At 59.8% G+C, this 12881-nt stretch carries 14 protein-coding genes; 11 read left to right on the top strand and 3 right to left on the bottom strand.

Annotated elements, in window-relative coordinates; genetic code table 11:
• Positions 1-12: 12 nt before the first annotated feature.
• The 3 genes from glmM to rplM form a co-directional block, all read right to left on the bottom strand.
• Positions 13-1365: a phosphoglucosamine mutase gene (glmM, locus tag ACX80T_RS07465; protein WP_459304107.1), complete on the bottom strand. Its 1353-nt coding sequence runs from the start codon at positions 1363-1365 to the stop codon at positions 13-15.
• A 131-nt stretch (positions 1366-1496) separates the two neighbouring features.
• Complete coding sequence (gene rpsI / locus ACX80T_RS07470; protein ID WP_019481539.1) at positions 1497-1994, bottom strand: 30S ribosomal protein S9; 498 nt, start codon at positions 1992-1994, stop codon at positions 1497-1499.
• 41 nt (positions 1995-2035) lie between these two features.
• The gene (gene rplM / locus ACX80T_RS07475; RefSeq protein WP_019481538.1) at positions 2036-2479 is read right to left on the bottom strand and encodes a 50S ribosomal protein L13; all 444 of its coding nucleotides are present in this window, start codon (positions 2477-2479) and stop codon (positions 2036-2038) included.
• 409 nt (positions 2480-2888) lie between these two features.
• On the opposite strand from rplM, the gene ACX80T_RS07480 reads away from it, so the two are divergent.
• The 11 genes from ACX80T_RS07480 (at position 2889) to ACX80T_RS07530 (ending at position 12862) form a co-directional block, all read left to right on the top strand.
• Complete coding sequence (locus ACX80T_RS07480; RefSeq protein WP_459304108.1) at positions 2889-3857, top strand: siderophore ABC transporter substrate-binding protein; 969 nt, start codon at positions 2889-2891, stop codon at positions 3855-3857.
• A gap of 29 nt (positions 3858-3886) precedes the next feature.
• Complete coding sequence (locus tag ACX80T_RS07485; protein ID WP_459304109.1) at positions 3887-4891, top strand: ABC transporter permease; 1005 nt, start codon at positions 3887-3889, stop codon at positions 4889-4891.
• The gene (locus ACX80T_RS07490; protein ID WP_459304110.1) at positions 4881-5882 is read left to right on the top strand and encodes an iron chelate uptake ABC transporter family permease subunit; all 1002 of its coding nucleotides are present in this window, start codon (positions 4881-4883) and stop codon (positions 5880-5882) included. Before ACX80T_RS07485 ends, ACX80T_RS07490 begins: the two co-directional genes overlap by 11 nt.
• Positions 5879-6637, top strand: a complete 759-nt coding sequence (locus tag ACX80T_RS07495; RefSeq protein WP_019481534.1) for an iron ABC transporter ATP-binding protein — start codon at positions 5879-5881, stop codon at positions 6635-6637. The genes ACX80T_RS07490 and ACX80T_RS07495 overlap by 4 nt, the downstream gene beginning before the upstream one ends.
• 261 nt (positions 6638-6898) lie before the next feature.
• Positions 6899-7111: a Flp family type IVb pilin gene (locus ACX80T_RS07500; protein WP_019481533.1), complete on the top strand. Its 213-nt coding sequence runs from the start codon at positions 6899-6901 to the stop codon at positions 7109-7111.
• Positions 7112-7213: 102 nt separating this feature from the next.
• Positions 7214-7588, top strand: coding sequence for a TadE/TadG family type IV pilus assembly protein (locus tag ACX80T_RS07505; RefSeq protein WP_019481532.1), 375 nt, complete (start codon positions 7214-7216; stop codon positions 7586-7588).
• Positions 7576-8487, top strand: a complete 912-nt coding sequence (locus tag ACX80T_RS07510) for a pilus assembly protein TadG-related protein (protein WP_019481531.1) — start codon at positions 7576-7578, stop codon at positions 8485-8487. Before ACX80T_RS07505 ends, ACX80T_RS07510 begins: the two co-directional genes overlap by 13 nt.
• Positions 8488-8497: 10 nt before the next feature.
• Positions 8498-9238, top strand: coding sequence for a Flp pilus assembly protein CpaB (gene cpaB / locus ACX80T_RS07515; RefSeq protein ID WP_019481530.1), 741 nt, complete (start codon positions 8498-8500; stop codon positions 9236-9238).
• Positions 9235-10443, top strand: coding sequence for an AAA family ATPase (locus tag ACX80T_RS07520; RefSeq protein WP_026040901.1), 1209 nt, complete (start codon positions 9235-9237; stop codon positions 10441-10443). Before cpaB ends, ACX80T_RS07520 begins: the two co-directional genes overlap by 4 nt.
• Positions 10440-11912 carry a CpaF family protein gene (locus ACX80T_RS07525; protein ID WP_035766232.1) on the top strand — a complete coding sequence of 491 codons (1473 nt, stop codon included), beginning with the start codon at positions 10440-10442 and terminating at the stop codon, positions 11910-11912. Before ACX80T_RS07520 ends, ACX80T_RS07525 begins: the two co-directional genes overlap by 4 nt.
• A 158-nt stretch (positions 11913-12070) precedes the next feature.
• A complete protein-coding gene (locus tag ACX80T_RS07530) occupies positions 12071-12862 on the top strand; it encodes a type II secretion system F family protein (protein WP_459304111.1) in 792 nt (263 codons plus the stop codon).
• Positions 12863-12881 lie beyond the last annotated feature (19 nt).

The following is a 12881-nucleotide window of genomic DNA, read 5'->3' on the forward strand; positions in this document are numbered from 1 at the left end:
ACGACCTCTTGACTACGCCGGAGTGAGGGCCAGCCGATGCTGCACTGTCTCGGCGAGACGGTCCGCGGTGCGCTGCGCTGTCTCCATGTCGGCGGCTTCCACCATGACCCGGACCACCGGCTCGGTCCCGGAGGGACGAAGCAGCACCCGGCCGGTCTCCCCCAGCGCGTCCTGCGCCTCGAGCACTGCCTGCTGGACATGCTCGTTGGTGGTCACCGCTGCCTTGTCCACACCCTTGACGTTGATCAGCACCTGAGGGAGCTTGTTCATGATCTGGGACAGTTCCTTGAGCGACCGCCCGGTACGCGCCACCTGAGCGGCGAGCTGGAGGCCGGTCAAGACGCCGTCGCCCGTGGTGGCGTACTGCGCGAAGATCACGTGACCCGACTGTTCGCCGCCCAGGCTGTACCCGCCGTCGCGCATGCCCTCGAGCACGTAGCGGTCACCCACACCGGTTTCCCTGAGACTGATCCCCGCATCGCGGAGGGCGAGCTTCAGGCCAAGGTTGCTCATCACGGTTGCTACCAGCGTGTTGTCCTTGAGCGTGCCGGCCGCGTTCATTGCCACAGCCATGATCGCCATGATCTGGTCGCCGTCGACGATTGTTCCTTCATGGTCGACGGCGAGGCAGCGGTCGGCGTCGCCGTCGTGGGCGATCCCCAGATCAGCACCATGCTCCAGCACCGCAGCCTGCAGGGGGCCGAGATGGGTGGAGCCATAGCCGTCGTTGATGTTGATCCCGTCAGGATCGGCGCCGATCACCACAATTTCGGCGCCGGCGTCGGCGAAGACCTGCGGGGAGCAGCCACTGGCGGCGCCGTGCGCACAGTCCAGCACCACTTTCACGCCCTCGAGGCGGTTGGGGAGGGTCTGCAGGAGGTGGACCACGTAGCGATCTTCGGCGTCGGCGAACCGCTGGATCCGCCCGACGTCCCCTCCGGTGGGCCGCAGCGCGGGCCGGGTCAGCTCCAGCTCGATGGCATCTTCAATCTGGTCGTCGAGCTTTTTCCCGCCGCGGGCCAGGAACTTGATGCCGTTATCGGGCGCCGCGTTGTGTGAAGCCGAGATCATGACCCCAAAATCGGCGTCCAGATCGGCTACCAGGAATGCCGCAGCGGGAGTGGGGAGGATTCCGGCGTCGTACACGTCAACCCCGGCACCGGCCAGACCGGCTTCCACCGCCGCAGCAATGAAGTCACCGCTGATGCGGGGGTCCCGCGCGATCACTGCTGTCGGCCGTCTACCCTCGGTCTTGCGGTGGCCCAACACCACTGCAGCCGCCTGAGCCAGCTGCATTGCCAGCTCCGGGGTGATCAGGTCGTTTGCCAGTCCGCGGACGCCGTCGGTCCCAAATAATCTACTCATCGGTGTACATCCTAGTTCAGGGGAATCGATCCCTATCTTAAACACCTAACGCCCGTCCGGTAACCGGACGGGCGTTAGGACCACTGAAGGCCGGGCATCCGAAGTGGAAGCGCGCCGGTCCACGTGGTTGGTTAGCGCTTGGAGTACTGAGGCGCCTTGCGAGCCTTCTTCAGACCAGCCTTCTTACGCTCGATCACTCGTGCGTCACGGGTCAGGAAGCCAGCCTTCTTGAGGATGGCGCGGTTGTTCTCGCGGTCAATCTCGTTCAGGGAACGGGCGACGCCTAGGCGCAGCGCACCGGCCTGGCCGGATGGGCCACCACCGTGGATGCGGGCTACGACGTCGTAGGAGCCAAGGAGGTCAAGGATCTTGAACGGATCGTTGACTTCCTGCTGGTGCAGCTTGTTGGGGAAGTAATCAGCCAGTTCGCGGCCGTTGACAATCCACTTGCCGGTACCCGGTACGAGCCGGACCCGTGCAACTGCTTCCTTGCGACGACCAACGGCTCCGCCGCCAACAGTCAGTGCGGGACGTTCCTTGGCTACAGCCTCGGTGGTCTCGCCGGATTCTGAGGTATAGCTCGTGAGCTCCTCAGTTGGTTCATTCAGCTCTTCAGTGTTCTGAGCCACGGTTCTCCTTGAATTAATTTCTTAGTGTGTGGTGGCCAGGACTACTGGGCGACCTGGGTAATTTCGAAGGTCTTCGGCTGCTGGGCAGCGTGTGGGTGCTCAGCACCGCGGTAGACCTTCAGTTTCCCGATCTGCTGAGCAGCCAGGGAAGTCTTGGGAAGCATGCCTCGGATAGCCTTCTCCACAGCGCGGACTGGATTTTGTTCCAGCAGCTCTGCGTAGTTGACCGACGAGAGGCCACCCGGGAACCCGGAGTGGCGGTATGCACGCTTCTGCTCGAGCTTGGCGCCGGTGAGGGCTACCTTCTCGGCGTTGATGATGATGACGAAATCGCCCATATCCATATGGGGTGCAAAGGTCGGCTTGTGCTTTCCGCGCAGCAGTGTTGCGGTCTGGCTGGCAAGTCGGCCTAGGACAACGTCGGTGGCGTCAATGACGTGCCACTGGCGGTTGATGTCGCCTGGCTTCGGGGTGTACGTACGCACGGTTTTTGCCTTCGTTTCTTGTTCGGTGACGCCTTCGCAACCGGGACTTGAATCCCCGCGCGAAAGCTCAGCTTATGCATGCGCTACCGGAACTTCAGGTGAGGGCTGAAAGCCAGTGATCCCGGATATCTCGGCCATATCCGCGGGCCAGGTGACTCTGCAACCGAGTCGCCACGCGGACATGGACGTATCGAGGTGGGATACGCACAACGACTACCAAGATTAGCGCGAAGCTGTGCCTCAGGTCAAAGCGAGCCCTGCGCTGGCTTATCTCGACGGCGGGAGGTTGCCCTGGTGAAAACGTGGATCCGGGGATTTTGTCGAAAACGGAAACTTAAGGTTAGGTTAGCCTTTCCTAATTGTTCCGGCAGGAAGTGCCGCGGACACACATGTCGATTGGAGTTTCCAGGTGAAGAACATCATGGGCCGGACCGTTGCCCTTCCCGCGGCCGTCATTACGACGGCGCTCGTCCTCGCGGGGTGCGGGACAGCAGCCAGCAGCACCGACGCGACCAGCAAAACGTCGGAGTCAGCTGCCACTGAGCTCACGATTGAACATGCCCAGGGTGAGACCGTCCTGGAGGGGGTTCCTGAAACCGTCGTCACCTTCGACATGGCTTCGCTCGACACACTGGACACCCTCGGGGTGCCTGTCGCCGGACTCCCGCAGGAAAACCTGCCGGATTACCTCGAGAAGTACTCCAGTGCTGACTACCAGAATATGGGAACCCTCTTCGAGCCGGACTACGAGGCGGTCAATGCTGCCGAACCGGACCTTATCATCGTCGCCAACCGGTCCTCAGAGGCGTACGCCGAGCTGAGCAAGATTGCCCCGACCATCGACCTGACCCTGGACTGGGAAGACTATCTGGGAAGCTTCACCCAGAACGTGGAGACGCTCGGCGAGGTCTTCGACAAGACGGCCGAGACGGATGCCGCTCTGGAGGAGGTCTCAGCGAAGATCGACGAGGCGCAGTCCGTGGCAGGGGACGCCGGAACCGGCCTGATCGTCATGACCAGCGCCGGGGAGATTACCGCCTATGGGCCGGGGTCCAGGTTCGGCTGGCTGCACGACGAGCTTGGCCTGGAACCAGCAGTGGCCGACGTCGAGGCGGAAACCCACGGGGATCCGGTATCCAACGAATTTCTGCTCGAAACCAACCCGGACTGGCTCTTCGTCATCGACCGTGATGCAGCGGTCGGCGAGTCCGGTAGTGCCAACGCCCAGGAAGTCCTCGACAACGAGGTAGTTGCCAAAAGCACCGCGTGGAGTGAAGACCAGGTGGTGTATCTGGACCCGGTGCCCTGGTACATCGTCATGAGCGGTCTCACCGCGGTGAACGACATGGTCGATTCCGTTATCGACGGGCTGTCCTAATCGGCCCCCAGGCCCTGCGCACCTCCAGCATGGCCCCGGCCGCTCCCACGGTCCGTCGCCGCGGTCCAGCGCCACTACTGCTGCCCCTCGCCGGGGTGGCCGTAGTGGCGCTGGCGGTCGGCAGCACCTTCATCGGCGTCAGCGACGTCACCCCGGCGAGCCTGCTGCGGGGTGGGGCCGATAGCGAGGCGGCCTTCCTGCTCCTCGCCAGCCGGGTGCCGCGGACCATCGCGCTGGTTTTGACCGGCATTTCCATGTCGGTGGTCGGTCTCATCATGCAGATGCTGGTGCGCAACAAGTTCGTCGAGCCCAGTACCACCGGCACTGCTGAATCAGCTGCCCTGGGATTGCTGGTCGCAACAGTCTTCCTTCCAGAGGTTTCCCTGATGGGGAAAATGCTGGTGGCCGCACTCTTCGCCCTTGCCGGAACCTCCCTTTTTCTGTTGATCCTGCGGCGCATCCCGGTCCGGTCGATCGTGCTGGTTCCCCTGGTTGGCATCATGCTGGGCGGCATCATCGGTGCGGTGACCACCTTCTATGCCTACCGCCTTGACCTGCTGCAGACCCTCGGCGTGTGGATGACCGGTGATTTCTCGGGAATCCTCAGGGGCCGGTACGAGCTTCTCTGGGTTGCCTTCGCCATGACGGTCATTGCCTACCTGGCAGCCAACCGATTCACCGTCGCGGGGTTGGGACAGCAGTTCACCAACAACGCTGGACTCAATTACGGGCGCCTGCTGATCTTTGGTCTGGTGATCGTGTCGGTCGTCAGCGCCGTCGTCGTCGTCACGGCCGGCGTCATTCCGTTTCTGGGGCTGGTCGTACCCAACGTCGTCAGTCTGATGATGGGAGACAACGTCAGGAACTCGATGCCCTGGGTCGCGGTCCTGGGAGCCGGGTTTGTCCTTGTCTGCGACATGATCGGGCGCCTGGTGCGTTTCCCTTACGAGATACCGTTGGGCGTCGTCGTCGGCGTGGTGGGGGCTGCAATCTTCCTTTACCTGCTTTTGAGGAGCCCTGGCCGTGTCCACTAAATCGGTAGCTTCGCCTCCGCGAGCGCCCGGGAGTTGTCGGCCCAACCGACCAGCCGCAGTGCTCGTGGTCCTGAGTTTGCTGGCCCTCGGGTGCATCGTCTGCTTCCTCACCGTGGGAATCGTTGGCAGCTGGGATTTTGCAGTGCCGTTCCGCGCGCGGAAAGTCGCAGCCATGACGCTCGTGGCCATCGCCGTCGGCGTCTCAACGGTCCTCTTCCAGACCGTCACCAACAACCGGATCCTGACCCCGTCCATCATGGGCTTCGATGCGCTCTATGTGCTGATCCAGACGTTGATTGTCTTCAGCTTCGGTGCCCTGACCCTCGCAACAATCGATGACCGGCTGAAGTGGGTCGTGGAGGTGGGCGCGATGGTCCTGTTCTCTACCCTCCTCTTTCGTTGGCTGTTCTTCGGGGCACGGCGCAGCCTGCATCTGATGATCCTGGTTGGGATCATCCTCGGGGTGCTCTTCCGAAGCATCTCCGGATTCATCCAGCGGATGCTCGACCCCGCAGCCTTCGCCGTGCTGCAGGACTCGTTTTTCGCAAGCTTCAACGCGGTGAACGAGGAGCTCATTGTCATCTCCGCGGTAGCGGTTCTGATCTGCCTGTTGGTCGGAGTCCGGCTGCTCCCAGTCTTCGACGTCCTGGCGCTGGGCGAGAACCACTCAATAGGTTTGGGCGTCAACCACCGACGGACCGTGATGACCGTATTGGTCTTAATCGCCGTCCTGGTTTCAGTGTCCACCGCACTGGTCGGGCCGATCACCTTCTTTGGGCTGATTGTCGCAAACCTCGCGTATGCGCTTACCGGATCCAGCCGGCACCGCGTGGTGCTGCCCGGAACGGTCCTGCTGGGCATCATTGCTCTCGTTGGTGGTCAGCTCATTCTCGAGCAGGTCTTCGGCTTCAATACGGCACTGGGCATCATCATCGAGTTTGCTGGCGGAATTTTGTTCGTCATTCTCCTGATCAGAAAGGGACCCCGATGATCACGTTACGAGGGGTAACAAAAAGCTACGGCTCGCAGGCAGTTGTCGACGGCGTCGATCTGGACCTCGGTCGGATTGGGGTCACGTCAATCATTGGCCCCAACGGCGCCGGCAAGTCGACGCTGCTCTCGATCGTTGGACGTCTGTTGTCGATGGATCATGGCACTGTCGAAATTGATGGGCTGGACATCAGGACGACGTCGGGCAGGGTCCTGGCGAAAAAGATTGCCATGCTGCATCAGGACAACCACCTCACTGCACGCCTGACGGTGGGCGAACTCGTGGCTTTCGGACGCTACCCACACTCCCGGGGGCGACTCACCAACGATGACAAGAAACGGATTGACGAGGCCCTGCGTTACCTCGATCTGACGGCACTTCAGTTTCGCTTCCTCGACGAGCTGTCTGGTGGGCAGCGACAGCGGGCGTTCATCGCGATGGTGCTGGCGCAGGACACCGACTATGTCCTTCTCGATGAGCCGCTGAACAACCTGGATCTTCGGCATGCTGTTGAAATCATGCGCCTGCTGCGCCGGGCCGCCGATGACATGGGTAAGCGGGTGGTTCTGGTCATGCATGACATCAATTTCGCTTCGGTCTATTCGGACGAGATCGTCGCGATGGCCAGCGGAAGGATCATCCACCAGGGCCCGGTTGAGACCATCATGCGGCCCGAGATACTTTCCGCCATCTACGAGACGCCGATCGATGTGCAGAGCATCGATGGGAAACTGATTAGTTTGCATTACACCTGATTTTGAGACCTAGCTCCCCCGACAAGTCGGAGATCCGGGAACATCGCTCCTGGTCATGGAAGGACATAGCACCGTACTTAGACGCAGGTTTCCGCTTGGTGTCGCCCGATTGGCCCAGCTAATCCGCAGTATCGGCAACCTCTGCGCAGGGTTTACGCAGGATAAGAAAAGCACCCGTATTCAAGGAGTTGCTAATGCTACTTTCTATCCAGCGTCGGTTCTCATCCGGCGTACCGTTTACCTCATTCCCAGGAGCATTACATGGTCTCTCTCTTTGCCACCCTGCACGTCCTTGGCATCAAAGCCACCGAACGCCTTCGCCGCGAACAGACCGGCGCAACCGCCGTTGAGTACGCCCTGATGGTTGGGCTCATCGCGGTTGTCCTGATTGGTGGGCTTACCGTATTTGGCCCCCAACTCAGCACCTTCTTTAATGGGCTTGGCGGCCGACTCGGCATCCTGCCAACGACTTAAGAGACTGCTCAAATCCACCCCGCTGGGCACGGCGACACATCAACAAAGGGTGCGGCAGCGGCGCGTTTGCGCCGCTGCCGCCTGTACTCTACGGAAGATCTAATGAAACGGTTGCGTTCCGAATCCGGTGCCGCCGCGGTGGAATTTGCCTTAGTCGTTCCGATGCTGCTCGTGATCCTACTTGGAATCGTTGAGTTTGGGCGGGTATTCAACGCCCAAATTCAGGTGACTTCCGCGGCCAGGGAGGCCGTTCGGGTGATGGCTATCCAAAAGGATGCAGACGTGGCAGTTTCCACCGCCATCTCGTCTGCTCCCGGGCTAAACCCAATCCTTGACCCGGCTCAGGTCTTTGTTACACCATGCACAACCTCCAGTGATACGACAGTCACAATTACATACACGATCGATCTACTTGCTGGTCTTTTCGCTGATGCGATCCCACTTACTGGAAGAGGTGTCATGCGATGCGGAGGCTGAAGAACGAGGCAGATGGCGCGATAGCCGTCATGACAGCACTACTCATGGTCTTGGTACTCGGTATGACTGCCCTCGTGATCGATGTGGGCATGCTTTACTTCGAACGCGCTCAATTGCAGAACGGGGCTGACGCTGCTGCCCTAGCAATCGCTCAGGATTGTGCATATCAGGACTTATGCGACCCTATTCTTGCGGCAGCCACCGCAACAGACCTCGCTGGTGCGAATGCTAACGATTCACGCGCTGCCGCGGTGGCCGATCTCTCAATTGCAAACTCCGTCGTCGTGACCACCACCACGTTGACGCCGACCGGCCAGCCAGCCGTCCAGCACTGGTTCGCCCCCATCCTTGGAATTAGCTCGACCGCGGTAGGCGCACGCGCCACGGCCTCTTGGGGCAGCCCCTCAAAGGCAACGGTGTTCCCCTTTACCGCCCCCAAATGCCTCTTTGATCAGACACCGTCAGATCAAGAGATCTGGATTACCGTCGACTCAACATGTATCGATGCGTCGGGAAAGTCCCTCCCCGGAGCTTTCGGCTGGCTTGAGGAAAGCGAGAAGAAGAGCTGCAGCGCCTCCGTTGATGTCGATGAAGTGATTGCCGGCCAACCTGGCAAGAGCGCCCCCCAGAACTGCGACATTGACGGCAAGACTATTCTATTGCCTGTCTATGTCGAGAAGTCAGGCAATGGCAGCCATGTGGAATATTCAGTGGATGGATTTGCAGCCTTCTACGTCACTGCTCACAGCTGGCCCAACGATAAGCATCCCGATCAACCGGCGGCAGGAATCCGGGGCAAGTTCATCACCCTGGTATCGCTCGAAGACCTTGAATCATTCGGTGTTGAGGAACTCGGCGGCGACGAGTTGAATGCCTTTTTTGTCACGCTAAGCCAGTAGGGATACCACGGTGAAGAGTCGAATTATCGGTGCCATAGCAGCTGTCTTACTTGCAGTTGTGGGGGCCATTCTGCTCGTGCAGTACGTCAGCACATCCGAGCAGCGTGCCTTTGCTGGCACTGAGACACAGTCAGTTTTGGTAATCCGAGACGGTCTTACTGTCCCGGAAGGCGCGCCTGCAGAAAGTCTGATCGACTTTGTAGACGTCGAATCTGTACCAACGAAGGTCGTACCCACAGACGCAATTGCCAGCCTAGAAGAAGTAGCTGGATTGGTTACAAGTACCCAGCTGATGGCAGGCGAACAGGTACTCCGCACGAGGTTCGTGGATCCGGCGGAAGCCAGTGTGGACGAAAAGGTGGCCGTACCGGAAGGGATGCAGGAAGTGACTATTCTCCTCGAACCCCAACGGGCAGTCGGCGGTCAAATAGTTCCCGGCGACACAGTGGGGGTTTTCATCTCGTTGGATGGGGGTGGCGAAGTCAATCCTCTGGCGGTTACGCACCTAACCTTGCACAAAGTGTTGGTTACCAGCATTCAGGGGCTGCCAGAGCAAGCTGAGGAATCGAATGCGACCGCTTCCACCCCCATTCCGGCCGGAAGCTTGCTTGTGACTCTGGCACGCCCCGTTATGGACGCGGAGAAAATCGTCTACGGTCAAGAATTCGGCAGAATCTGGCTCTCCAAGGAGCCTGCCACCGCTACCGAAGACGGCGCGAGGCGGATCACCGCAGACGAGATCTACGAATGAGCCGCTACGCAATAGTCACTACCGCACCAGAGTTTCACCAGCGGCTGAAGGAAGCAGCATCGGGCGCCCTGGAAGGTGAAATTCATGCTTGGGTCGGTGGCGGCTTCCCTTCAGGATCCCGGGAACTAGTGGACCAACTTCCCGATCCCCGACTATTGGATGTTCTGATACTGGGGCCGGGAGTTCCACTCGACGATGCTCTTGCACTGGCTGACCAGTTCGAAGTGCAGTTCCCCGAGGTCAGCGTGCTTCTGGCGACCACGCCGAGCCCCTCCGTCGTGCTCAGCGCTATGCGCGCCGGGATCCGGGACGTAGTAGAACCCGAAGCTGATGTGGCAGACCTGAGCGTCCTACTTCATCGAGCCACCCGCAGTGCCGCCATTCGCCGCCGTGCTGCCAGTCTTTCCTCCGGAGAGTCAAGCAGTTCGGCTAATGGCAGGGTTATTGCAGTTGTATCGCCCAAGGGTGGTGCGGGCAAGACCACTGTTGCCAGCAACCTCGCGGTTGGGTTGGCTGGCACTGCTCCCCATGCCACTGTGCTGGTAGATCTTGACCTGCAGTTCGGCGACGTGGCGAGTGCCCTGTCGATCTCGCCGGACCATTCAGTGACCGACGCTGTCCATGGACCGGCCAGACGCGACACGATGGTCTTGAAGTCCTTTCTCAGCGCCCACCCGACCGGGCTCTTCGCTCTCTGCGCCCCGGATCTTCCTGACTCGGCGGACGACGTTACCGGTGAGGATGTGGCACACCTACTTGATCAATTGGCGAGCCAATACCGCTATGTCATAGTCGATACGTCGCCGGGCCTTTCAGACCATACTCTGGCGACGCTGGATAAGGCCACCGACTACGTGTTCGTCAGCGGAATGGACGTGCCGAGCGTACGCGGGCTAAGGAAGGAACTTGACGTGCTGAAGGAGCTGGGACTAACTCCGATTCACCGGCACATAGTGCTCAACAGTGCAGACCAACGCGACGGGTTGACGCTCGCCGATGTAGAGGCGACCTTGGGAACAAAAGTAGATATTGTCATCCCCTCGTCACGGCCTGTCCGGATTTCGACCAACCAAGGTCTGCCACTCCTGCAAGGGAAGAAGAGGGATCCCGCCTCGAAGGCCCTTCGGAGGCTGCTTCTCCGTTTCAACCCTCCGGCGGCCGTCAGCCCCAAAGGACGGGGACGCCACCGGGGAGGTAAATCATGAATCTCGCACAACGCCTAGATGCTGCGCGACGATCGTCAGGCGGATCGCCCAGCCCTCTTCTGGACCAAGAGGGACCCCCACCGGATCAACCAAGAACTGCAATAGCACCGACCAAGCTGACGGGTAGCCAATCATCTCGGCCCAGCAAGCCGGCTGCAGCGGCGGCGGCGCCCCCGGCAAGGGACGCGCTCGCGAAGTTGAAGGACAGGGCAGGAACCATCTTGTTCGAGCGCCTGGGTAACAGGCTGCTCGACTCTGCGCTCACGGAGGAACAACTTCACGCTTTAGTACAAGAAGAGCTGACCCAGGTGGTCGAGGAGGAGGAAGTTCCTCTCTCAAAGGAGGAACGGCAGCGGCTCATACGTGGGGTAAGCGACGACGTGTTGGGCTATGGTCCGCTGCAACATCTGCTTGATGACGAGGACATCACTGAAATCATGGTCAACGGACCGAACATGATCTACGTCGAACACAAGGGGAAGCTGACCCGCAGCGGAGTGCGGTTCGCTTCAGAAGAACACCTTCGGAAAGTCATTGAACGTATCGTCTCCCGGGTGGGACGCCGAATCGATGAATCGTCGCCACTGGTGGACGCACGTCTGGCAGATGGCTCCCGCGTCAACGCGGTAATACCTCCGCTGGCCGTCAACGGCTCATCCCTAACCATCCGCAAATTCGCTACGGATCCGTTTCAGGTTCACGACCTGATCGGTTTCGGGACCCTGTCACCGGACATGGCTGAATTGCTGGATGCCTGCGTCAAAGCCCGCCTGAACATCATCGTTTCGGGAGGCACCGGCACCGGTAAAACGACCTTGCTGAATGTCCTGTCCTCCTTTATCCCCGAGGGCGAAAGGATTGTCACCATTGAAGACGCGGTCGAGCTGCAACTGCAGCAGGACCATGTGGTGCGGCTAGAGAGCAGGCCCACCAATATCGAAGGCAAAGGCGAAATCACTATTCGGGACCTGGTACGCAACTCACTAAGAATGCGTCCAGACCGCATCGTAGTTGGCGAGGTTCGCGGTGGCGAAACGCTAGACATGCTCCAAGCTATGAACACCGGGCACGATGGCTCTTTGTCCACCGTGCACTCAAACTCTCCACGGGATGCAATAGCACGCCTTGAAACCCTAGTGCTTATGGCAGGTATGGACCTTCCTTTACGGGCGGTCCGCGAACAGATAGCCGCCGCGGTCGATGTGATCGTCCAGCTCACCCGACTGCGTGATGGCACCAGACGGGTTACGCACGTGACGGAGGTACAAGGCATGGAAGGTGAGATAGTGACCCTCCAGGATGCCTTCGTCTTCGACTATAGCGCCGGTCTCGATTCCAGCGGTCGCTTCCTCGGAACGCCGGTAGCAACCGGGGTGAGGCCCAAGTTCACTGACAAGTTCAGAGATCTAGGCATAGAACTCTCGCCCAGTGTTTTCGGCTCCCCGCTGAATGGCAGGAACGACCGGTGACGACCGACCCACCGGTCACCCAGCTGATCCTAGGGATAGCGGCATGCTTCGCCGCACTAGCCGCGGCAATATTTCTCGTACTTATTCCGCGGAGACCCAAAAACGCATTGAACCGTAGCAGGACATCCGCAGCACCGGCCTCAACTCAGTTAACCCAATTGGCTTCGCTGACAACAAGAATGATTGACAGGCTCCTCAAACGTCGAAATCTTATGGCCGGAATGGCCGGCAGGCTCGAGGACGCCGGACTAAAGATTCGACCTGCAGATTTTATCGTGTTAACCGGTGTAGGGGCACTTCTCGCCGCATGCGTCGGCCTAATCTTGTCCGGGTCCCTCATCGCGATGATCTTTGCGGTGGCGGTACCGCTTATAGCCAAAGTGACCCTCGGGTTCCTAATCTCGCGACGCCGTAAGCAGTTTGCCGATCAGCTTGACGATACCTTGCAACTGCTCGCTGGGGGGCTGCGGGCGGGTCATAGTCTACTTCGCGCCATAGATGCCGTCTCAGCTGACTCGGAGGAACCAACCGCTGAAGAGTTCACACGAATCATCAACGAGACGCGGCTCGGTCGGGACCTCGGCGAAGCACTCGATGATGCATCCTTGCGGATGCAGTCCGAAGACTTTTCCTGGGTCGCCCAGGCTATTGCAATCCACCGCGAGGTAGGTGGGAATCTCGCTACCGTCTTAGATCAGGTGGGTCAGACCATCCGGGAACGTAATCAAATTCGACGTCAGGTAGTTGCTCTCGCTGCCGAAGGCAAACTTTCGGCCCTAATTCTGATGGGACTGCCATTCGTGCTCGGTGGTGTGCTGCTGCTGATCAGTCCCGGCTATATGGACCCGTTGCTCCAACATCCAATCGGATTCATTCTGATGGGGGCCTCGGTAATCTTGCTCATCGTTGGTGCGATCTGGCTAAAGAAGGTCATCTCAATCAAGTTTTAGTCACCAAGCAGATCACATC

The sequence above is a fragment of the Arthrobacter sp. Sr33 genome (assembly GCF_054511195.1).